This is a genomic window from Thalassoglobus neptunius (genome assembly GCF_007859735.1).
In the GTDB taxonomy this organism is placed as follows: Bacteria; Planctomycetota; Planctomycetia; order Planctomycetales; family Planctomycetaceae; genus Thalassoglobus; species Thalassoglobus neptunius.
In genome coordinates this window covers 442590-464921 of the sequence record NZ_SIHI01000001.1, presented here as the reverse complement: position 1 = coordinate 464921, position 22332 = coordinate 442590, and the positions used below count along the sequence as shown (strand labels likewise).

Below are 22332 nucleotides of genomic sequence, written 5' to 3'. Positions count from 1 at the left end.
GTGAGATTTCCATCCCCGTGATCGATGTCGAAACAGCATCGGAGTACTGATCTAAATCAAACAGCGACCGTTTCATCGTTGATAAGAGAATGACTCGCTATGGAATTTCAGCCTCACTTTTCCCGCGATTTCCTCACCATTCTTCAAGGCAGATTGATGTCACGAACATGCCTCGCGCTGCTGTTTTCTCTCTGCATTCCGATCACGGCACTCGCTGCTGAGCAGCCCAACATTCTCTGGATTTCCGCTGAGGATATCAGTACCCATCTGGGATGTTACGACGACCCGCACGCGATCACTCCATCGCTCGACAAACTCGCCGACGAAGGAGTGCGGTACTCGCACGCGTTTACAACTGCTGGTGTTTGTGCCCCGTGTCGCAGTGGGATCATTACCGGGATGTACCAGACAACTCTCGGAACGCAGCATATGCGTGGGAATACAACATTGCCGCCGCAAGTCCGGCCCTTCCCTATCTTGCTTCGGGAAGCCGGATATTTCTGCACGAACAATTCCAAGCAGGACTACCAGTTCAAAGCTCCGAAGGAAACTTGGGACGAGTCAAACAAGAACGCGCACTGGCGAAATCGAAAGAACTCGGATCAGCCATTCTTCTCGGTCTTCAATTTTACGGGATGTCACGAAAGCGGAATTGCGTCGACGGACAAATACGAGACGGTCACGAAAGATCTCAGTGCATCGGAACGGCAAAACGCCGACGAGTTGACGACATTCCCTCCCTACTATCCCGAGACGAAAGAAGCTCGCGAGGATTGGAAGAGAAATTACGAATTGATCACGGCACTCGATCACTACGCTGCCAACCTGATCGATCAACTGAAGGAAGATGGTCTCTATGAGAAGACGATCATCTTCTTCTGGTCAGATCATGGCGTCGGTCTGCCGCGTGCCAAACGCTGGTTGTATGACTCTGGAACGCACATTCCATTGATCGTTCGAGTTCCCGAACCGCTCCGAGTCGACGGTCAGGCCGTCCCGGGAAGCGTCTCCGATCAACTGGTCAGCTCGATTGACTTCGGTCCGACCGTGTTGAATCTCGCGGGAATTCCCACTCCGAAAGTGATGCAGGGAATCCCCTTCCTCGGCCAGAATCTGCCGCCTGCCCGTGATTACGTTTTTGGAGCCCGTGATCGCATGGACGAACGGTACGACATCATCCGCATGGTGCGTGACCATCGTTTCAAATACATCCGCAACTACGAACCGCTCAAAACGTACTACCAGTACATGAACACACCGGAGCAAGGGGCGACGATGTCGTCACTCCGCAAAGGGCATCTTGCCGGGACTCTCCCTCCGGAAGCGGAAGCTTACTTCGCCTCCACAAAGCCAGTGGAAGAGCTTTACGACTGCGAAGCGGATCCTCACGAACTGAACAACCTCGCTGACAACCCGGAATACTCCGACACTCTGGAGAAGTTGCGGGAGGTTCACCTTGCATGGGTCAAGGAAACTCGCGATCTGGGTCTGGTCGCGGAGCCGATTCTGGTCGAACGCGAGAAAGAACTCGGGCATCGATACGGAATTCTCCGGGGAGACGGAGCACATGAGGCAGCCGATAAAATTGCCGAGACGGCAAATCTGGCGTCGTCGGGTCCGAAAGCAATGGACGAATTAACAGACGCATTGGAACACGAAGATTCCGCTGTTCGTTATTGGGCAGCGACCGGACTCGGCAACATCGGGCTTCTTGCTTCCGATTCCAAACCTGCACTCGAAGCTCATCTCAATGATGAATCGCCTGTCGTACAGATTGCCGTCGCCCGTGCACTCAGCAGAATGAATTCCCCCGAGAAAGCGCTGCCAGTGCTGACGAAACAACTTGCAGAAGGTGAGCAGTGGGAACGTCTGCATGCTGCGATTGTTCTCGATGAAATGGACGAACTCGCCCGCCCCGCGATTGAATCGATGCACGCCGCTCTCGAACCTCGACCGGATCTTTACGCCAACGGAAAATACGTCGTCCGCGTGATCAACCGGGCACTCAATCAACTCGAAGGGACCAATCGAAAAGTTCCTTAAGCGGCACCGGCGACGATTGGCGCGAAGCTCTAACCCTCTTCGATGGCTGCACCAAGTATGGAAAGTGGCCATTCGAAGCGGCTGAGTAATGACGCGATCAATGCGGAAACAAGAATGGAGTCGCACGCCGGACAGGCATCATCAATCCAGTACTTCCCCTGATCGTCTGTACGGACGGAGCTTCGCGAATGAAGTTGCAGCCGCGTGTCAGTCTTTTGCGTTTCACTCGAATGCCCGCTCCTGGCACACGCAAACTCCTCCAGAATTTGTGACAGGATCTCCGGCGAACGCGCGCATTCGAGGAGCCTCCGCACCACGCCTGATGTCAGCTCCTGCCCGCGTTCGTCGAAAAGATGGAACGACTGTCCGTCCGAGCGAATCAGCACGCCAAAGTCCACGTGTCGTTCGCGAACCTGATACCGAAACTGCGTGAGTTGCCGACTGAAGTTTGCCTCCGAAAAGTTGCTGGCAATCTGGTCGACTTCACAGTCAGCCCGCTGAAATTCTCTTCTCAACAGCTTGAGCGTTCGCGGCTCACCGCATGCCAGAGCAATACGAAGCGGAAGGACATCAGCAAACCAGGAGCGACACTGGGCTGCGTAGATCGATTCCATTTCGACAGTTTGATAGTGCCCCGATTGCCGAGATGTCCGACTTGCGGGAACTTTCAAGGCAGCTTCAAGACGTTCGTATCGCCCCGTCGCTGACCAGCGTTCTCCCGAGCCATCGTAGATTTCCAGCCCATTGACTTTTTCCGGATGAACGCCGCCTGTGACGAACAGCCCCAGCGAAGCATGGAATTTATCGTTCGCGAACTCAAAACAGGATTGACTGACCTGTCCGAGGTCTGCGATCTCCCATCCCCAGCGACGCAAGACTTCCACAACTCCAACGACTAGATCTCCCGATGAAGTCCTCCAGTCGTGCCCGACGAGAACTCGCTTCAAAGTTGCCTTCGGGCGATTGCTCATGTCCTCTTCAACGAGATGAAGAAGATGTTCGACCACATCGGCGAGGGCACTGCGAGTCAGATTATTGAGATAAATTCCACGGATTTCATTCGAGGAAACCAGCGGGCCTGCATGCTCAGTCGACGGAGAGTGCTGCTGTAATCTGCGGACCACAGACTTCGGCAAAGAGCCCGTATGCACCCGGTGAATGCACTTTGCACACAGTTCATAACCGGCAGCGAGACGAGCCAGATGAAGGGATTTCGAGATCGGTTGACTCTCTCCCGGACAGCAGAATTCTCCCGGCGAGGCAGCGGCGATCTCCACGAAATTCCGTTTCGCCTCCGCCATTCCCTGGCACCTTCTTCAGTCGCTGGGTTGCAGTCCTGTGCGTATTCAATACAACGAAGCGGATCGTACTTTCATTCTTCGAAGCAGGTCAATCTGGATCATGCACGCTACCGAACTCGCACAGAACATTGACGATATCAAATCGGCTTCGCTGATCGTTCTGTTCGGAGGTGAGTTGCACCTGAAATCCGAGTCATTGGGGATCATCTGCAAAGATGTTCTCGGTAGTGCGCCGGAGGACTCTCTCGGATTGACACGATTTTCAGGGAAAGAAACGGATTTTCGAACAATTCGAGACGAACTGCAAACAGTCTCGATGTTTTCGACCTCAAAGGTCGTGCTCGTTGAGGACGCTGATGATTTCGTCTCGGCGAATCGCCCTGCTCTTGAGAAGTTCTCCGATAAACCACCCGGCAAATCGAAACTCATCCTCGATGTGACGAAATGGCCCGGAAATACCAAACTCGCGAAAAAAACCGCCAAGACCGGGCTTGTTGTCGAGTGTGCGGAACTGACCGGTGGACGCCTCAATTCGTGGCTTGTCGGTCGAGCGAAGAGCGAATACGAGAAGCAGCTCTCGCGAGACGCAGCCCAGTTGATGGGCGAACTGGCCGGAACCGGGCTGGGATTGCTCGATCAGGAACTGCAAAAGCTCAGCTCTTACGTGGGCGATCGAAAACAAATTGGCGTCGAGGACGTTCGGAAACTCGTCGGAGGCTGGAAAGCTGAAACGACCTGGACCATGATCAACGCAATCCGAGACGATCAGATCGACACAGCTCTCAATTGTCTGGCGAAGCTTCTTTATGCAGGTGAAGCCCCGCAGAAAATCCTTGGCGGAATCAACTTTGTCTTCCGAAAGTTCGCCGAAGCGACGGAACGATCGCGACAAGGAGCAACGCTTTCGAGTGCCCTGAAGGAAGCGGGTGTTTTCTTTCGAGATATCGAATCAGCCGAACGCTACCTGCGACGAATTCGCCGTCCGCGCGCTGAGCGGATTCTTCAGAAACTCACAGAAACCGACTATGGATTGAAGGGCGGCAGTCTTCTCGCTGCCCCACTCCAAATGGAATCACTCATCCTGTGGCTCACCGGCTGCATTGATGACCCCGAGTGATGCGATTCGGTGAGCTGAGAATAAGCGAGTGCACCGCTCCCATGCCGATGGCCTCAAGCCAATGCTTCACAGGTCTTTGAGCGATCCGCACGAGCAAGCGCAACGTTCATCGAACGAGCCGCGAACAAGCGAGTGCACCGCCCCATGCCAATGGGGTTAGTCGAAGAATTCGTCTGCGGGATCGAATTTTGGCATCACGATGTTGATGATTTTCATCTGACCGATTGCGCGATGTCTCGTCCCCGGCGGAATGAGGATACACATTCCGGGACGGATCGGAATTTGTTCGTCGTTGAGCTGCATCTTCGCATCCGGCCCGCACTCCAGAATGTAGTACGTTTCGGTGTGATGTTTGTGGTAGTGAACTCGCGCATCGTCGGCGATTTCGGTCACGTGCACAGTCGCGGGATAGTCTTCAACATCCGCGAAGGCCCGGCGTGCGGTTCCGCAGGGGCATGGAGTTCCGGGAAGCGTTGAAAAGTCCACGATCTGATAGGAACTTTCGATCGATTTCACTTTCGATTCTCCTGATATTCGGACTAGCGCACGAAGAGTTATGCGTTTGTGGACTTCGAGGGCATTCGGCCGGGGTCGCTGAGATAGAGCGTCAACACAGCAAGGTCAGCAGGTGTAATACCGCTGATTCGGCCTGCCTGGGCGACATCACGCGGTTGAATTCGAGCGAACTTCTCGCGTGCTTCCTTGCGAAGTTGAGGAATCGCGGCGAAGTCGAACGTCGTTGGAATCGTCAGATGTTGCGACTTGTTTTGCCGTGTAATCTCTTCCTGCTGCCGCTTGATGTATCCGCTGTATTTGGTTTCGATTTGAACTTGTTCTCGAGCGCGAGCACTCGTCGGAAGCTCTGCGAGTTCGGAAGACATTTCGCAGAGTTGCTGCCATTCGATTTCTGGTCGGCGCAACCATTCTTCCAGCGTGTTTCCCTGATGCCGAACGGATCGAAGAACTTTCTCGGCCTCGGTGATTTCGCGTTCGTACTGCTCCAACTGGTCCGATCGCTCTTTCGTGACGAGCCCGATTTTCTCGCCGATGGGAGTCAACCGGCGATCGGCATTGTCCTGACGAAGCAGCAGCCGATACTCCGCTCGCGAAGTGAACATACGATACGGTTCGTCAACGCCTTTCGTTACAAGATCGTCGATCAAGACGCCGAGATACGCCTGTGCCCGGTCGAGAATGAACGGCGGCTTTTCTTCCAACTTCAGCGCCGCATTCACTCCGGCGATCAGACCTTGTCCAGCTGCTTCCTCATAACCGGTGGTCCCGTTGATTTGACCGGCAAAGTACAACCCGGCAACCCGTTTTGTTTCGAGTGTGGGAGCAAGTTGCGTCGGCGGAGCAAAGTCATACTCGACTGCGTATCCGTACCGCATGATTTCCGCGTTTTCGAGTCCTTCGATCGATCGGATCATGAGGTCCTGCACATCTCGCGGAAGACTGGTCGAGATTCCGTTGCAGTAATATTCGAGCGTCTGCCGACCTTCCGGCTCCAGAAAGATTTGATGCGAAGACTTGTCCGCGAATCGGACGATTTTGTCTTCGATTGACGGACAATATCGAGGCCCTGTCGAATTGATCTGCCCGCTGTACATTGGGGCGCGGTCGAGGTTTGCACGAATCGCATCGTGGACTTTGGGATTCGTGGCTGTCAGCCAGCAGGGAATTTGTGCCTGCTCAATTCGCTCTGTGAGATACGAAAACGGTTGCGGCTCGGCATCGCCGTCCTGAATTTCGAGTTTCGAAAAGTCGATTGTCCGGCCATTGAGCCGCGCCGGTGTTCCGGTTTTGAAACGTTCGAGTTCAAACCCAAGACCGACAAGGCTGTCGGACAGTGTTTTCGTCGTCCCTTCTCCGGCTCGACCGCCTTGAGTTTTCGCCTCTCCGGTATGCATGATCGCTTGCAGAAACGTTCCGGTCGTGATGATCACCGCAGGAGCGTTGTAGACCGCCCCTCCCCGCACGCGAACACCTGCAATGCGCGGCCCGTTGGCTGTGTCGACGTCCAGTCCTTCGACCATCTCCTGTCGAAGCGAGAGGTTGGGCTGTTCTTCAACGCGGAGCTTCATGAGAAACTGATAGGCCTTTTTGTCGGCCTGGGCGCGAGGCGACCACATCGCCGCCCCTTTTCCGCGATTCAGCATGCGAAACTGGATGCCCGTCGCATCGATCACCTTACCCATTTCGCCGCCGAGTGCGTCGATCTCACGAACGATCTGCCCCTTGGCGACACCCCCGATCGCGGGGTTGCAACTCATTTGACCAACGGTGTCGCAGTTCATTGTCAGGAGCGCAGTCTTCGCCCCGAGTCGGGCACTTGCGAGCGCAGCTTCGGTTCCGGCATGCCCTGCCCCGATGACAATAACATCAAAATTGTACTGCGATGGAATCATGGTCATTGAAAATTGAGAGCGATTCGCCCTCTCCTGTGCACCGTCTTACTCGACTTCCGTCAACGAGTCGAACGTTTCGCTGGAGCGCGCCCCCGGCGTGAATTGAAATAGATCAGAGATCCCGAAAACGAATCATTCGAATCGCAGAAGGTATGCGATTCACTCAACAGAAAGAACTGTCTTGCCTGCTCAATCAAACTCTTCATAGAAGAGGACGGAAGTCCGGAAGCGAATCTCCCGAATCAGGACCCCCTACTCATCAGCCTCGTCCGATCCATAGATTTCGGCGGATTCGAACGGTTCCTGTCTTTGCAAGGTCAGGCTGTTCACGAGCAATTTTCCGCGATTCATTTTCCCGGTCAACTCCCCTTTCATTCCAACTTCCGCAAACTCAGGATCAGTTTGAACAACAGTCACTTCATATCCGCTCTCAAGATTGATCGCGGGATAATTTCCCGGAACCCTCAGAGCGATCATCGTAAATTCTGGATACTCGGGATTCGGTTGCGTCGCTTTGATTTGCCCGAGGACCTTAAACGCATTCTGGCTTTGACCAGCTTCCGCCGGGGCTTTGACAACCATTCCCCGGGGAGGACGCAGCCCCTTGCGAGGCAGCAGGACACTCACTTTCGTGATGTAAAGCGATCCGTTGGAAAGAATGGCGTCTGCGCCGACGTAAGCTCCTTCCCGAATGAAGCCATGATCTCCGGAAGCTCGAATTTCGAACTGCATTTTCGGGGTGACTCGAATCTCGTGTGTCTCACCGTTTTGATCCGTCACGACAAGAACTTTGGACTTTCGTTCTTCCTTGATCTCCGTAATTTCCCCTTGGAGCACAGTCGGCATTGGCCCGACGTTTTGAGCTGTCGCCGTTTCTGTCCAGACAGGTGCCAAAGTCAACAGGGTTAAGAAACAGAGCAAACGCATCTATATCACCTCGAAAATCGGAGTCTCTTGAGACGTTCTCGATAACTGCTCGTCATGGAATAAGTGGGCCGAAACGCGATTGGAAAATCTGTTATTCGAAATCACTCATTCTTTTTGGAGTGCACTCACTTCCGGTTCACGGATCGAAGAATCTCAGCGATTCTTCGGACACACTCTCTCACACAAAAGTCGGAAAATCGCACCGGGAACTGATAAATGATGAGGAATGTCAGTCGACCTGACGAGTCTTCCATCGCAATCACGGTAGGGAAAATCGTAACAAATCGCTGATACGCTGTCGCCTTCCGGGTGCGAATTGACAGAGTTTCGCCGGGAACGAGATTGTTGTCACCGGTTTCTCGGACAGCTACTCTGTGTTTGTTGAACACGTACCCCAAATTGCCGAGAGAAAATGTCGTCTGCTCAGATCATTGACGGAAAAGGAGTCGCAAGCCGATTGCGAGAGGAACTGGCCCAAAAAGTGGCGGAGTTTCAGCAGTCGAATCATGTGCAGCCCCATCTGGCAGCCGTTCTCGTCGGAGATGACCCCGCCAGTGCGGTTTATGTTCGAAACAAACAACGAGCATGCGAGAAATCCGGAATTCGAAGCACGCTGCATCGTCTGTCCACGGAGACATCGCAAGCGGAACTCCTTGAGCTTGTCCATTCACTCAATGAACAAAGCGATGTCCACGGAATCCTGATTCAGTTGCCGCTTCCTTCTCAGATCGATGAAACCACTGTTCTGGACGCGGTGGCACCACTTAAGGATGTGGACTGCTTTCACCCGGAAAACGTCGGCCTGATGGTTCAGGGGCGACCTCGCTTTCTTCCGTGCACTCCCGCTGGCTGTCAGGTGTTGATTGGTGAGTCAGGAACACCAACATCGGGAGCACATGCGGTCGTGGTGGGCCGCAGCGAAATTGTCGGCAAACCGATGGGAATGATGCTCGTTCAGAAGGGAGACCTCGCCAACGCAACGGTCACCATCGCGCACAGCCGAACCCGTGATCTGACAGAGATGACGCGTCAGGCAGATATTCTGATCGCTGCCATCGGTCGGCCGAATTTTATCACCGGTGAGATGATCAAGCCGGGAGCTTGCGTCATCGATGTCGGGATCAATCGCGTTGGAGATCGACTCGTGGGAGATGTCAACTTCGACGAAGCGTTGCCCGTCGCTGGATCGATTACTCCGGTCCCTGGCGGTGTCGGGCCGATGACGATTGCCATGCTCCTTCAGAATACGCTGACGGCTGCCATCCTCCAGACGCAGGCACTTTCTGAGTAGAGTGTTCTTGAGCCCAGGCGGGAACCGTGGTGTTTGCCTCGGGAGACGAGATGGCACCAGCTTGAGAGACGCCCTGGCTTCCTGAAGGAAACTGCCCCATGTTGGGAGTCGGTGCGTTCAACTGGCGTTTCGAGTCAGGAGGAATGTTTCCGGGTTCTTCAAATCCAGCTCTTCCCATGGCCTGGGCGGATTGAGCATGTGCAGGTTGAACATGTGCGGGCTGTTCGCGAGTCATCGCGGGGTCTGTGTGAATCCCCATTGCGTTTCGACTCATTTGCCCGATGTCGACAACTTTGCCACCCTGGAATCTTGGCATTTGCCACAACGAATTCGTCGACGCAAAGCTTGCCGGGTTAATTTCCGGATCACCCAGCGAGAGACGAAGCTGCATCTTCGCTTCGGGGATTGAGATTCGAACCTGATTCGGCAGCTTCGAGCCATTCGACATCTCCCGATAATCGTCGAGAAGTGCCTTGGCGAGAACGGTGCCGTCGAGTTTACGAAGAATGTGTGACTCGATGTTTCCGGTGCAAGTGTTAACTCGGACAACTCTTTCGACGTGCTGGCCGGTTGGCGATGTCGAGACCGAGACCAGATCGAGCAGCAATTCCCGTTCGCTCGGTTGGTCCAGTTCGAATTTGTCTCCGTCAATCGGGATCACTCCCAACACTTCCATCAACCATTCCGGTTCGACATTAATCGGAAGCTGAAGGTGCCGCAGAGCGAGTGCGGTGTCCTCATGACGACAGGTGACAACTCCGGGCTGTTGCTTTGTCCAAACCCAAAATCGATCGGAGTTGGAACCGAAATCAACTTCCTGTCCCCCTGCTGGATTGGAGACAATCACTCGAAGGTTTCGAGGAGCACTCACCGCAATCGATGCAGGCAGTGGAAGCGGAATTCCGGAGACGCGGACCGAAGCGTTGCTGGACTTCCATCCAGACACCCCGGGAGACGTTTCCGAACCTTGAATGTTTCGATTCAAGTGTGCGACAAGTTGATCCTTGGAAATCGTTTGTTCGAGCACACACTCTTGCGGAAAAAATCTCGCGAGCGGAGAAGAATGGCACCCCACAGCGACAACAGCGACGCAACACATCACAATCGCTCTTCGAACGACTATGAAGCAGTGGCCGCCGGATTTGCGACTCGTCTGGTGGCATTCCCTCATCATGCGGCATCCCATTGTGAAGAGAGTTGCTCATTTAGAGCCGACTGGAGTTGTTGAAGCTCCGATTCCGGGATTTGCTGGTCCCGAACTTCATAGGGACCTTCTCCACGCACTCCGGAGAGTTGTAAGTATTCGACATCATCACGGACCGTGGACCCGTCGAGTTTTAACCGGCGGCGTTGTAACAGCGACAGTGCTAATACATATGTTAGCTTCTGCTGCTGAGGATTCGTTTGATCGACGATCTGTTCGAAGTATTGGAGGAGCGATTCCGGATCGATCGCAGAAACCGACTTCTGCTCAGGTTGCGGAACAATACACTTCCAGAACCCGATTCCGCCTTCGGGAAGTCCATTCCAACCGGCTTCGCTGTAGTCTTCGCGATCGTAGCTGCCGTCTTTCTCGATCAGCGCGGAATAGCAGATTTCCCCCGGAACCAGCGGTTCTCCGGTTCCAGCACAGGTCTTACTGATTGGTTTAAATCGATAGTCCATCGGGGCGGGAATTGATGGGGTAGTGCGATCGAGGAAAGTGCCTTTTAAGAATGGAAACGGCAACCTTAAATGATTTTCGCCGTTGGGCTCAATATGAGTTTGAGCGATTCGAGAGAGCGGTCGATGAGGGAATCATTCGGGCCTGCGCTCCAACGGAATGATGGAATTTCCTGCGCGAGCGATTTTTTACAGAGACCCGGAATGTGGAATTTTGTTTGCGCATTTCGTGCTGTTTTACGTGCGAAACCACCTGTGCACTCACGTTTTCTTTAAGACGAGTGAACTGGCAAAAACGACCGAAAGTGGTCTTTACTCAAATTTGACTTATGACATAGTCTCCGCGCCGCTGGCCCGAAATCGAGGTAGTGATTGTTCACTTCTCTTCAGTCAGCAGACAAAACAGATCTGCCGATCACGGAAGGGTCGGAACAGAGAATAACCTCGACCTTGTGGAAGGAGTCCCTCATGAATCGCTCTGCAATCACCACGGCTGTCGCCATCGTCACAGCTTTCTCCGTTGGACTGACCTGGTCCTATTTCACGAACAGCCGAACAGGTGGTGTTGCTGTCGTTGACCTCGACGAAGTCGCCAAGCGGCTCGGACGTGACAAAGAAATGACCGATTCCCTGCAGGCACAGACCGGCGAACTGCAAGAAGCTCTTGCTAAAATCCAGTCAAACGCAACTCAGCAACTCGAAAAAGTTCGTGCAAGCCTCGGACAGGAAGTGACCAACGAAGAAGCACAGCAATTCGTTCGCCTTCGCAACAAAGCACAGCTGACACTCAACGAGTTGCAGCAGCAAGCACGAGTCCGAATCGGGCAATCGCGACAACAACTCATCAGCGAGTTTCGCCAGCAGACTCAACCCGTCGCAGCCAAGATCGCCAAAGAAAAAGGCTTCGACACCGTCGTGACTCGTAACGACACCGTTGTTTTCTCATACGACAACTCCGTTGATATCACCGACGACGTTGTCAAACTGATGAGTGCTGAGTTCCCAGCTTCTGCGAAACCACTCAAACCTGCTTCACAAAAGCAAGCTGCCGCAACTCCACAGACAGAAACGAACACCGAATCTGCAACCGCGACAGCTGCTACGGAAAACACTGAAAGTGCGACTGAGTAATCTGAACTCAGAGATCACTTGAGCGATCAATCAGAGACATCTCTCAATGAGAGCTGATTGAAGCAACTTGAAAACCAAGAAGACTTCGGTGAACGCCAGCGATGGCACACCGGAGTCTTTTTGTTTTCTCAGGCGATCATCTCTTTAACAGCTCGAATTCTCAGCGAGAATTCACTCGGGGTTCGACTCCGCTTCCCAGATATTGACACTCTGTTCACCGTCTGAATTCGCGACGCATCCGGGCTGAAAGTCTTCCGGAGTCCGGGCGAGAATACGGAGCCAGATCGACTCTCCACAATACGTGCCGGTGAGAGAAATATGAGCAGAGAGTTGGTCGTCCACATCCATTGGTTGAGCCTGCCAGGAGTACGACTCAACTTCGTCCAGCACATCGAGCAATCCGAGGATGTCGACGTAAAATCGTGACTCAATCCGCTCGCCATCCCGAGGTCCCCCCACGATTTCAGTGGGAGAAATGAACAGCGTGATTTCATGTTCCGGTTCGCCGAAGAAGTAATGGCACCCGATCGGCACGTCCTCATCAATAAGCTTGATGGCTTTGACCGATCTCTCCACAATCTCCGTAACAATCGGGGGTCTGGACGACATGAACACACTTCCAAGGGGCAATAGAACGCGGGTCGCAATCCAGCAACCGAATGGGATGATGACTTGGTCGAAGTGGTCACTCATCACGTAAGTCGAGCACTTCAATCTTGCAGGGCGGCACATCATGTGCCATTTTCGCAACAATCACACTCTCCCTGAACGCAATCTCTCCCGAATCCCGTAACGTCTATTGAAATCGAGACTTATGGCTTTCTCGATGTTCGTATTGCGGTTTCCTCCAAGACGCGATGATGCCCCACCTTCAGAATTCTGAACGTTGATCCACCGAAAGTGTTTCAAAAATTCAACTCGGGTGACAACTTCGAGAAGCGGAGAACCGTCGTGCCAGTCGGTCACGGAACCGCGTGAACCATCATGAGGTTCTTCCCGGCATCAGACCAGTCTGTAGTTCCGACGATGGCAATTCGGTCTCCTGAGTGGAGAATTCCTTCGGCAATTCCCCAGCCAATCGCGAAGTCCCGCATTTGCGTCGGGGTCTCATGTCCAATATCGGTGACCACGGAATGAACTCCCCATGCCACTGACAACCAGCGGGCCGTTTGCGGGTCGTCGGTCAGCGCGACAATCGGCACGGGGCTGCGAATCTCGGAAATTGCGAAAGCTGTCTTCCCGGTGCGGGTGAGGACGAAGATGAGGCTCGCTCGAATTTCTTCCGCAGCATGAATTGCTCCCAGAGTGACCGCTTTGGTCAACTCCGTCGCGGGATTTCGGGAAGACCGTCCCATGGGAAGATCTTTGTTCGACGGGACAAGCGGCTCGACTTCACGAGTGATGCGACTCATCATGCTCACCACGCGTGAGGGATGCCGCCCCACTGCGGTCTCGGCGGAAAGCATGACGGCGTCTGTTCCATCAAGCACTGCGTTCGCCACATCGGTCGCCTCAGCACGAGTAGGCAATTCGTTCTGCTGCATGCTTTCCAGCATTTGCGTGGCAGTAATCACGGGAACACGGCGGCGGTTGCACTCTTTGATAATCCGCTTCTGAAGCCCCGGGACTCGCACGATATCGACTTCAACTCCGAGGTCCCCACGGGCGACCATGACGACATCGGTTTCGCTGAGAATGTTCTCCAGATCGTCGACCGCTTCCGGTTTCTCGATCTTGGCCACAATCAAGGGACGGAAATCGGGACTGAAACTTTCGATCCGTTCACGCAAGCCAGAGACGTCGGCCGCTCTCCGAACAAAACTCAGGCTGATAAAGTCGAGTCGATGTTCAAGCCCCCACTGCAGATCATCGAGGTCTTTCGGAGTAAGACTCGACAATTGAAGCTGACTTCCGGGGAGATTCACACCTTGCCGACTGAAGATCCGTCCCGGTTGTTCCACTTCGCAGACAATCCGATCAGGTTCTTTTTCGACCACTCGGACAGACACGATTCCGTCAGCCATGAGGATCTGATTTCCGACCTGTAAGTCGTCAATCATTCCCGGGTAGGTCGTCGTCAGGATGCTGGGATCGCTGGAAGGAATCTCACGAGCGAAATAACACTGTTCACCTGCCTGAAGAGCGAGCCCTTCTTCCGGCAACTCCCCCAATCGAAGTTTCGGGCCAGCGAGATCCCCGAGAATCCCGATGGAACGTCCAAGCTCATCCGACAGTTCGCGAATCGATTTCACGACTTCCGCCATTACGTCGTAGTGGCCGTGCGCGAAATTCAGGCGGAAAATGTCGACCCCTGAGAGGATCAACTTGTGAAGCCGATCGCGGTCTTGGCTGGCAGGTCCAACGGTCGCCACGATCTTTGTCTTCGTCAGCACCGGTTCCAAATACTGCGTCATGATGCTTCTGCCATTTCTAGAATTGAATCAGAAAGCTGGAGAGCGAATGGAATTCCGTAAACTTCATCTGTTCCCAGACTGTCTGGGAAATCCCGCGTGAGCAGCGAGTCGCCTTCCGTGAGCACGACTGAAAAGTCTGCCCTGGAAGATGCCGTGATTGCTCGGATGAGTTCATGGAAACCAATTCGAAAAGTGCTCAGAGCATTGCGATGCGAGCGGCGCGTGCTGAATGCTGCCTCGTACTGTATTGTGCAGCCCGGACGACCTGAAGCGAAAAGAGTCTGTCTTTAGCTGGGATTAACCATCCTCGATGGGTTACACTCCGCCTGTTCGAGAGTCCGTTTTCGCAAATCAGAGGAGAAAAGACGTGGGACGAAAACTTGTCGGGATTCTCGGTGGACTCATCGTCGGCTTTGCCTGGAACATGGCGCTCGTCATCCTCTCCTCGTTTCTATTCCCTCTCCCGCCGGGAGTTGATTTGAACGACGCAGACGCATTCGCTGCGTATGTCGAAACTCTTCCTCCGACGGCGTTCTTAATCGTTCTTCTGGCGCATGCTGGCGGAGCTTTCGTAGGAGGCTACATCTGCGAACTCATTGTCGCGCAGAATTGGCTTGCCGGTCCGATCTGTATCGGAACCCTCACATTACTTGGGGGCATCACCAACCTGATGATGATTTCTCATCCCATCTGGTTCGCGATCGCCGACGTCATTCTGTACCTCCCCGCAGCGATCTTCGGTGCGATCGTCGCTTCGAGAACGCGTGGCCGAAAGCCAGAAATGCCAGAAACTCAGATGACCGAGCCCAATAGTTGAAAACACCTCGACAGGTTGACCGAACCGGTTATCACTCGAATTCCGAGTGTTCGAGGATGTCAAACTGCGAAATCGCGGGAAGGCTGCTGGCAGTGGCCGAGCGAAAAGAAGAAAAGTGGAGTGGGCCTGTAAGCCGGATTCTGTCGTGAGTGATCATTTCTCTGGGATGATGATTGCTCATCACCTCGGCGCAACCGACCCGGACGTCAACCGAGGCGGACAACCTCGGGCTCAGCGAGTTTCCTCGCTCAACTTCGCCCTGCTTGGTCTTGCTCCTGGTGGGGTTTACCATGCCGGAATCGTCACCGACCCCGCGGTGCGCTCTTACCGCACCCTTTCACCCTTACCTGTGCTGCCGTGAATTTCTTCCTGCAAGAGGCATGTTTCCCCCGGCAAAAAGAAATGGTTCGACAGCCATCGGCGGTCTGCTCTCTGTTGCACTTTCCCTATCCTCGCGGACGGTGGGCGTTACCCACCACCATGTCCTGCGGAGTCCGGACTTTCCTCCATCTCCAGATCAAATGTCTGGATGACAGCGATCACTCAGCCCACTCCATGGGTAATTATCTCGATTCCTGTCCATTCTGCACACAGCGCAAGCTGCCTATTTGCAAAGAACCGTCGAGGAAATGGAAAGCATTCGCCTGAATCTCGACGAACTCGGCTTGATTTCCCCAAATTCCCGGATTAGGGGCGTATTGACCGCATTAGACAGCCCAAATAAACTGTGATCTGTCGGCAAGTTGTGGCGAGGTGGCCACAGAAGCCTAAATTCGGCGTAAGAAATCTGCATTTGCTTCGAATCATCAATTCCCCAACAAGGGTTTCGATGAACTTCGTGGCCACAATTGCGGCGACTGCCAGTTCGAAGGAGCGACAACAAATGGTTCTCGCTTTTCGCATCTGGAGTATTCACCTCAGGACTCTTGCTCCTCATTGCAAACAATAATCCAGAATGCAGATGCTCGTTCTTCGAACACCTGATCATTCTGCTTGAGATGTACACCACGGAAAGAAGACATGGACTTCTTTGATCGTCTGGGCGATTTCTTTAACACAGTCACCGCCTTCGTTGAGAGCATTATTCGCAGATTCTTTGGTTCTTCGAACGAGCGTGAAATCCGCCGAATCGGGTTTGCGCGGGAGAAGGACGGATCTTCGAACGTCATTCCCGGAACCGTTCTGGATCGCATCAATTCTCTCGAACCGGAAATGACAGCCAAGTCGGACAGCGAACTCAAAGAGACCGCGTCGCGACTGCGTGCCAAACTCGCCGATGGACAAACCCTCGACGACATCCTGCCGGAAGCGTTCGCCTCCGTTCGCGAGTCCGGACGCCGGAACATGCAGATGCGTCACTACGACGTGCAAATGGTCGGGGGTTACATTCTCCATCAGGGAAAAATCGCCGAAATGACAACGGGGGAAGGAAAGACTCTCGTCTCGTCACTTCCCGCGTTCCTGAATGCACTTTCTGGCCATGTTCACATCGTCACGGTCAACGACTATCTGGCCAAGCGTGATATGGAGTGGATGGGGCCGCTGCATATGGCCCTCGGATTGAATCTCGGTGCGATTCAGTCGCAAATGCGTCCCAACGAACGTCAACAACAATACGCAGCAGACATCTGCTACGGAACAAACAACGAGTTCGGCTTTGATTACCTCCGCGACAACATGAAACCGACGCGGGAACTTCAGGTTCAAGGTCCCCTCGATTATGCCATCGTCGATGAAATCGACAACATTCTCATCGACGAAGCCCGGACTCCGCTCATTATCTCAGGTCCTGCCTACGACGACATTACGAAATACCCGAAGGCAGATCGCATCTCGCGTCAGTTGACTCGAGATGTGCACTTCGAAGTCAAAGAAAAAGAACACACCTGCCATCTCACCGATGAGGGAGTTCGCAAAGCGGAAGAACTCGCTGGCGTCGAAAGCTTCTACTCCGCCGGCAACATGGAATGGCCTCACCTGATTGACAACTCCCTCAAGGCACATCATCTCTACAAGCGTGATGTGAACTATGTCGTCGAAAACGGCGAGGTTGTCATTGTCGACGAACACACGGGACGAAAAATGCCCGGGCGACAGTGGAGTGATGGCCTCCACCAGGCTGTGGAAGCGAAAGAAGGCGTTCGGATCAAGGAAGTCAGTCAGACACTTGCCACGATCACCCTTCAGAATTACTTCAAGCTCTACTCAAAGCTGTGCGGAATGACCGGAACAGCGATGACGGAAGCGAACGAGTTCTACAAGATCTATGGGCTGGATGTGGTTGCCGTTCCCACAAACCGGCCAATGCAACGGATCAACTACAACGATCAGGTGTATCGCACCGAACGCGAAAAATGGAACGCTGTCGTCGATGAAGTGGTCGAAATCCACAAATCCGGTCGGCCGATTCTCGTCGGTACAGTTTCCATCGAAAAGAGTGAACGTCTGAGTTCGATGCTCGGCAAACGTGGTGTCAAACATGATGTCCTGAATGCAAAGAATCACGAACGCGAAGCGGAAATTGTGGCTCAGGCGGGTCGTCTCGGGGGTGTGACAATCGCGACCAACATGGCTGGTCGTGGAACAGACATTATCCTCGGCGGTAACCCGGAACACATGGCCTGGGAAACGCTCAAGAACAAATACGCTTCACGCTTGGACATCCCGAAAGAAGAATGGGATGCCCTCTCCGATAAAATCGCCGAAGAAGAAGGCATGAAAGCCGACGGCCGAAAGGTGGCCGAAGTTGGCGGACTGCACGTGATCGGCACCGAACGGCACGATTCACGACGAATTGACCTACAGCTTCGCGGTCGAGCAGGACGTCAGGGTGATCCCGGTTCCAGCCGCTTCTTCCTGTCTCTTGAAGACGATCTGATGCGAATCTTCGCAGGAGACAAAGTCAAAGGGATGCTGACATGGCTCGGAATGGAAGAAGGCGAAGCCATCGAGCACCCAATGGTCTCGAATCAAATTCAGAAGGCACAAAAACGCGTTGAAGAAAGACACTTCGAAGCGCGAAAAAGCCTGCTGGAATATGACGAAGTCATGGACCACCAGCGGAAAGAAGTTTACGGATATCGGCAGGACATTCTCGATGGTGTGAACTGTCGTGGCCTGATCGTCGAGATGCTCAACAAGCAGATCGAAAAATGGGCGTTGCAGTTCCTCTCACGAGAATATCGTTGGGAAACCGCCGCCTCCTTCGCGACTCAAAACATCGGACTCGCGATCGATCCGGACGATCTGAGCGGCATGGACTACGACCAGATGGTCGACTTCATGAAGAACGAAGGAGCCCGACAGGCTGAAATTCTGATTGAGGATCAACTCGCGGAAAATCTGCCAGAGGATGGAGACCATCGAGACTGGAACTGGCGAACCCTCGCTACGTGGGCCAATCGTCATTTCGGTCTGAACACGAACGACCGCGAACTTCGCAAGCTCGCCAAAGACGGAATGCCCGACGACGAACTCAATCGGGATCAGGTCTTCCGCTACCTGAATCAACGAGCAACCGACGCCATCGAACGCTGGGACTTCAGCCCGTTTGAAACTATCCTGGCTGACGACTTCGGTGCGAAACAGTTGTCTGGATGGCTGCGGCATCACTTTGGTGTCGAAATGCCTGCCGACGAGTTCACGAAACACGAAGATCCTCAAACAGTCGTCGATCTGGTGCAGGATCGTGTTCTCGACAGGTATCGGGAAAAAGAGATTCGGTTCCCTGTGCTCGTCGGAATGAACCGATATATCGCTGGTCAGAACAGCGACCGCGAAGGACTCATTCAGTGGGCCAACAGCCGATTCGAAACGAACCTCACTGAAGAAGATCTCAAAGAGAAAGAACGTCAACAGGTCGCAGAAATCCTGATCGATCGCAGTCGAGAATTCTTTCCGACCGCGAAAGAACGCGAAGAATTGTATGCCCTGCTTGATGACGTCTTCACGTTGCGACCCGAAGGTGAAGAAGAAGAGGAACGCGACCTGACCCGGTTGCTCGACTATCTTCGCGAACGGATGGAAATCCGTATCGCCGAAAATGAAGTCGTTGAGCTTGAACCGGTCAAAGGGCGCAACCTGTGTCTGCAAAAAGTCGACCAGCGGTTCCGACCGGAACTGGGACAGGCAGAACGAGTTTTGATTCTCGAAATGCTTGACCATGCCTGGAAAGAGCACCTCTATTACATGGACCATCTCCGCAGCGGAATCGGTCTCGTAGGATATGCTCAGAAAGACCCGAAGGTTGAATACAAACGCGAAGGAATGAAAGCGTTTGAGCAGATGTGGGAACGAATCGCCGAACAAGTCACCTCTGCGATCTTCCGCCTGGAGTCAGAGAGTTCCGCGCAGTTCCTCGATTCTCTGTGGGCGAATGCATCTGCGCATCATGCCCAGGCTCAGTCAGCCGCTACGGAGTATTCGCAGGCCCCAGCTGAAGAAGGCGCTCAAACGGAACCGGGACAACAACCTAAAACAGTTGAGACCATCCGCAACTTCGATGAGAAAGTCGGTCGAAACGATCCGTGCCCCTGCGGAAGCGGGAAGAAGTACAAGAAGTGCTGTGGAGCGAACTAAATCGTGTCATCAACTTAGGAACAGATGAGACTCAGGGGCGGAGTGGACTTGTCGGTGCGCCAATTTCGGCAGACAGGTCCAGTTCCCTTTGACTCTGTTCGTGACAACACGTTTCTCTCACACTTGAAGCGCTCACTTTGACATTGCCAATCCGCATGAAGCCAGGCCTTCGATGTCCACACAGCCGCCCAAGAACTCAGCGAACTTTAAGCTCGACCGTCTCGGAGCTTTAAGTGACGGAGTGATTGCGATCGCCATTACCATTTTGGTTTTGGGGATTCAGGTTCCGTCACCGCACAAGATCCCGGAAAGCAAGCTGGTCGATTATCTCTACAACTCCATCGATCCGATGATCGGGTTTGTTGTGAGCTTCGTTCTGATCGGAACTTACTGGCTTGAACAGTTCATGATCTTCCACTTCCTAACGCACACAACTCGGATGTTTATCGCGTTGAATGGTGTGTTCCTGCTGTTTCTGTCGTTCCTTCCGTTTCCCACCGGGCTGCAGGCAGCATATCGGAACGACGAACTGGCGATGGCGTTTTATGGGTTTGCCAACCTGCTGTGCAGCCTCTCGTTGCTTTGGATCTGGCTGTACGCATCCAAGGATCGACAGCTCATCCAACCCAAGATTCCTCAGGAAACGGTCAATCGAATGACGAAGCGGCTGATCGTGCCTCCGTTGTTCAGTCTCCTTGCCATCGGATGCTCATTCATCAGCATCAGCCTGAGTCGACTCGTATTTCTCGCGATTCCGATCTACCACTTTTCCTATTACGTCGCCGATCCCGGAGTTCACCCGGTCAGCGAATCAGAGTCCTCAGCTTAGGACCAGTTGCTCTCAGCGATGCGCTGCCTTGAACGATTCAACGCGTTTCTTGGTCCGATTGGGAGTTTGGATCGCTGCGAATCAGCAGATGAGTCCATCATCCCCTCGCAGCAGGATCGACGTTTCTCCTGGAACAAAAAAACGAGCCCGGAGAATTTCTCCGGGCTCGAGTTTGGTCGCAGCACTCTGATCGACGAGCAATCTTCGAATTTCGCCTCAGCGATTCGAACCGCTGGAAATCCGAATTGAAGAATCTCTAGAAGATGATTCCCCAGTCAACGCGGACGATGCTGTCGTACCATGCTTCATTCGTCAGTGCCTGACCGAATCCGGCATAGATCGAGTGAGCTGATCCGTTGCCGCGTTCGATGTTGAGTCGAACACCAGCTTTGGCGTTGACGATGGTGGTATCAGCATTGTTCACAGCAATGTCGTTTCCTCGCGCTTCTGTGACGAGTCCATCGAACACGGTCCATCCCACGAATTCCACAAGTGGAGTGACTGTAATTCCATTGCAGTCGTAGCAGGTGTAACCGGTACCGATACCGTATCGAAGGACGTTTCCTGAGAAGTCTCGTCCCTGGAAGCTTGACCCATCAATTGGAATCCAGTCTTTGATTTCGGCGAAGAGAGTCAGACGATCAGTCAGTGATCGCTGATAGAGCAGACCTGGCTCAAGTGTCACATGGTCTGTTCCGAGTCCTTCGCCAGCGTCTCCCGTTGGGGTATAGACACGCATCTGGAAGGTGAAGACTGATTCACAGTTGCGAATCAGAGCATATTTGAAACCAAAGTTGATGTCGCCAATTCCGGATGAGTCGCTGTTGTCGATGTCGCCAATTGGTCCCCCTTGAATGTTGCCAACTCCGCCTTGTGGCTGAACGGATCGGTATGGCAATTCGAAGAAGACAGAGAAGACGTCGCTCGGAGCCAATTCAAGATAGAGTGAGTAATCTTGAGCATCGATGTCACCGAAGCTGAGTGGCCCAGGTGCGTCGGCGTTGAGTCCTCGGTACTGAGCGTAGAAGAACTCAGCACGGTCTGGCGTCTCGTTGTCGAAGAGCCCATCGAATCGGAATCGGAAGTGATTCATCGGGATCGGAGACTCGATGTAACCTGGCAGCACAGCAACATCGCTGCTGGCACCGAGTCCTCCGGAGAACGGAGACGAAAAGTCCAGCGACTGACTCGAACTTGCGACCGGATCAGACGGTGAGTAAGGGTTCGGTGATGCATACGGGTTCATCGGAGCACAATCGATGCATTGATCTCCTCCTGCAAGCACCAGTGATGGCAGGCAGAGAGTGACTGCCATCACTTTGAATATGTTCTTGGCGTGTGCAAATTCCATGACGGTTGAGCTCCTGGCTGAAGGGTGGGCGGTATCCATTGCCCTAATCTGATTCGTCGATGCGACCCACTCCGGTCAGAGTGTTCCATTCATCGAATCGGAATGATGCGGCAAATCGGACGATCTCTTTGGACCGGATCGTTCTGGAAATTCGGTTTTGCACGGCTCCCATCTGTTCATCTCGTAGAACGATCAGCCTTTTCCTATTCCTCCTCTCTTATGGAACCGTTACGACGCGCAGTCCAAACAGACCCAACCCTCTGTTTTGACGAGCGATCCACATGAAAACCGGTGAACATATGATCCGATTCAGAAACTGGAAAGAAGACCGGATACATTCTGACACCAATTCGCGCTATACTGTAAAGGAGTTATGCGCCAATGGCTCCGCGGATGACGTTCCGAGTGAAACATCAAACGAAAGCAAGTTGCTCGATTTTGTGCATTTGCTTGAACCATTCGA

At 53.4% G+C, this 22332-nt stretch carries 16 protein-coding genes and 1 other RNA gene; 7 read left to right on the top strand and 10 right to left on the bottom strand.

Annotated elements, in window-relative coordinates; translation table 11 throughout:
• The first annotated feature begins 156 nt into the window (after nucleotides 1-156).
• Entirely contained in the window at nucleotides 157-2043 is a 1887-nt protein-coding gene (locus KOR42_RS01765) for a sulfatase-like hydrolase/transferase (RefSeq protein WP_146506902.1), read from the top strand.
• A gap of 29 nt (nucleotides 2044-2072) precedes the next feature.
• Here KOR42_RS01765 and KOR42_RS01760 read toward each other — a convergent pair whose 3' ends face one another.
• The gene (locus KOR42_RS01760; protein ID WP_146506901.1) at nucleotides 2073-3344 is read right to left on the bottom strand and encodes a phosphohexomutase domain-containing protein; all 1272 of its coding nucleotides are present in this window, start codon (nucleotides 3342-3344) and stop codon (nucleotides 2073-2075) included.
• 100 nt (nucleotides 3345-3444) lie between these two features.
• Here KOR42_RS01760 and holA point away from each other — a divergent pair, with 100 nt between their 5' ends.
• On the top strand, nucleotides 3445-4461 hold the full coding sequence (gene holA / locus KOR42_RS01755; protein ID WP_146506900.1) for a DNA polymerase III subunit delta: 1017 nt from the start codon (nucleotides 3445-3447) through the stop codon (nucleotides 4459-4461).
• 156 nt (nucleotides 4462-4617) lie between these two features.
• On the opposite strand, the gene KOR42_RS01750 is transcribed toward holA, so the two are convergent.
• The 3 genes from KOR42_RS01750 to KOR42_RS01740 all read right to left on the bottom strand — a co-directional run bounded on the left by KOR42_RS01750 (nucleotide 4618) and on the right by KOR42_RS01740 (nucleotide 7796).
• Nucleotides 4618-4977 (bottom strand): cupin domain-containing protein, encoded by a 360-nt coding sequence (locus tag KOR42_RS01750; RefSeq protein ID WP_146506899.1) that lies wholly within the window; start codon nucleotides 4975-4977, stop codon nucleotides 4618-4620.
• A 38-nt stretch (nucleotides 4978-5015) separates the two neighbouring features.
• Nucleotides 5016-6869: a tRNA uridine-5-carboxymethylaminomethyl(34) synthesis enzyme MnmG gene (mnmG, locus tag KOR42_RS01745; RefSeq protein WP_146506898.1), complete on the bottom strand. Its 1854-nt coding sequence runs from the start codon at nucleotides 6867-6869 to the stop codon at nucleotides 5016-5018.
• A gap of 252 nt (nucleotides 6870-7121) precedes the next feature.
• Entirely contained in the window at nucleotides 7122-7796 is a 675-nt protein-coding gene (locus KOR42_RS01740) for a hypothetical protein (RefSeq protein WP_146506897.1), read from the bottom strand.
• A 412-nt stretch (nucleotides 7797-8208) separates the two neighbouring features.
• Between KOR42_RS01740 and folD the strand changes: the two genes are divergently transcribed.
• On the top strand, nucleotides 8209-9087 hold the full coding sequence (gene folD / locus KOR42_RS01735) for a bifunctional methylenetetrahydrofolate dehydrogenase/methenyltetrahydrofolate cyclohydrolase FolD (protein ID WP_146506896.1): 879 nt from the start codon (nucleotides 8209-8211) through the stop codon (nucleotides 9085-9087).
• Here folD and KOR42_RS01730 read toward each other — a convergent pair.
• Both KOR42_RS01730 and KOR42_RS01725 read right to left on the bottom strand, forming a co-directional pair.
• The gene (locus tag KOR42_RS01730) at nucleotides 8987-10186 is read right to left on the bottom strand and encodes a hypothetical protein (RefSeq protein ID WP_231740587.1); all 1200 of its coding nucleotides are present in this window, start codon (nucleotides 10184-10186) and stop codon (nucleotides 8987-8989) included. The two genes, folD and KOR42_RS01730, sit on opposite strands and share 101 nt — an antisense overlap.
• A gap of 71 nt (nucleotides 10187-10257) precedes the next feature.
• Entirely contained in the window at nucleotides 10258-10752 is a 495-nt protein-coding gene (locus KOR42_RS01725) for a hypothetical protein (RefSeq protein ID WP_146506894.1), read from the bottom strand.
• Nucleotides 10753-11217: 465 nt separating this feature from the next.
• Here KOR42_RS01725 and KOR42_RS01720 point away from each other — a divergent pair, with 465 nt between their 5' ends.
• Nucleotides 11218-11880: an OmpH family outer membrane protein gene (locus KOR42_RS01720; protein WP_146506893.1), complete on the top strand. Its 663-nt coding sequence runs from the start codon at nucleotides 11218-11220 to the stop codon at nucleotides 11878-11880.
• 171 nt (nucleotides 11881-12051) lie between these two features.
• Here the strand turns inward: KOR42_RS01720 and KOR42_RS01715 are convergent, their stop codons facing one another.
• Nucleotides 12052-12489 carry a hypothetical protein gene (locus tag KOR42_RS01715; protein ID WP_146506892.1) on the bottom strand — a complete coding sequence of 146 codons (438 nt, stop codon included), beginning with the start codon at nucleotides 12487-12489 and terminating at the stop codon, nucleotides 12052-12054.
• Nucleotides 12490-12842: 353 nt separating this feature from the next.
• Complete coding sequence (gene pyk / locus KOR42_RS01710; RefSeq protein WP_146506891.1) at nucleotides 12843-14294, bottom strand: pyruvate kinase; 1452 nt, start codon at nucleotides 14292-14294, stop codon at nucleotides 12843-12845.
• A 367-nt stretch (nucleotides 14295-14661) separates the two neighbouring features.
• On the opposite strand from pyk, the gene KOR42_RS01705 reads away from it, so the two are divergent.
• Nucleotides 14662-15111 carry a hypothetical protein gene (locus KOR42_RS01705; RefSeq protein WP_146506890.1) on the top strand — a complete coding sequence of 150 codons (450 nt, stop codon included), beginning with the start codon at nucleotides 14662-14664 and terminating at the stop codon, nucleotides 15109-15111.
• A 113-nt stretch (nucleotides 15112-15224) separates the two neighbouring features.
• On the opposite strand, the gene rnpB is transcribed toward KOR42_RS01705, so the two are convergent.
• An RNA gene (rnpB, locus tag KOR42_RS01700) (RNase P RNA component class A) lies at nucleotides 15225-15666 on the bottom strand.
• 465 nt (nucleotides 15667-16131) lie between these two features.
• Between rnpB and secA the strand changes: the two genes are divergently transcribed.
• Both secA and KOR42_RS01690 read left to right on the top strand, forming a co-directional pair.
• Nucleotides 16132-19689 carry a preprotein translocase subunit SecA gene (gene secA, locus KOR42_RS01695; protein WP_146506889.1) on the top strand — a complete coding sequence of 1186 codons (3558 nt, stop codon included), beginning with the start codon at nucleotides 16132-16134 and terminating at the stop codon, nucleotides 19687-19689.
• Between the two features lie 172 nt (nucleotides 19690-19861).
• Nucleotides 19862-20518, top strand: a complete 657-nt coding sequence (locus tag KOR42_RS01690; protein ID WP_146506888.1) for a TMEM175 family protein — start codon at nucleotides 19862-19864, stop codon at nucleotides 20516-20518.
• A 256-nt stretch (nucleotides 20519-20774) separates the two neighbouring features.
• Here KOR42_RS01690 and KOR42_RS01685 read toward each other — a convergent pair whose 3' ends face one another.
• A complete protein-coding gene (locus KOR42_RS01685; RefSeq protein WP_197440775.1) occupies nucleotides 20775-21869 on the bottom strand; it encodes a transporter in 1095 nt (364 codons plus the stop codon).
• Nucleotides 21870-22332: the final 463 nt, after the last annotated feature.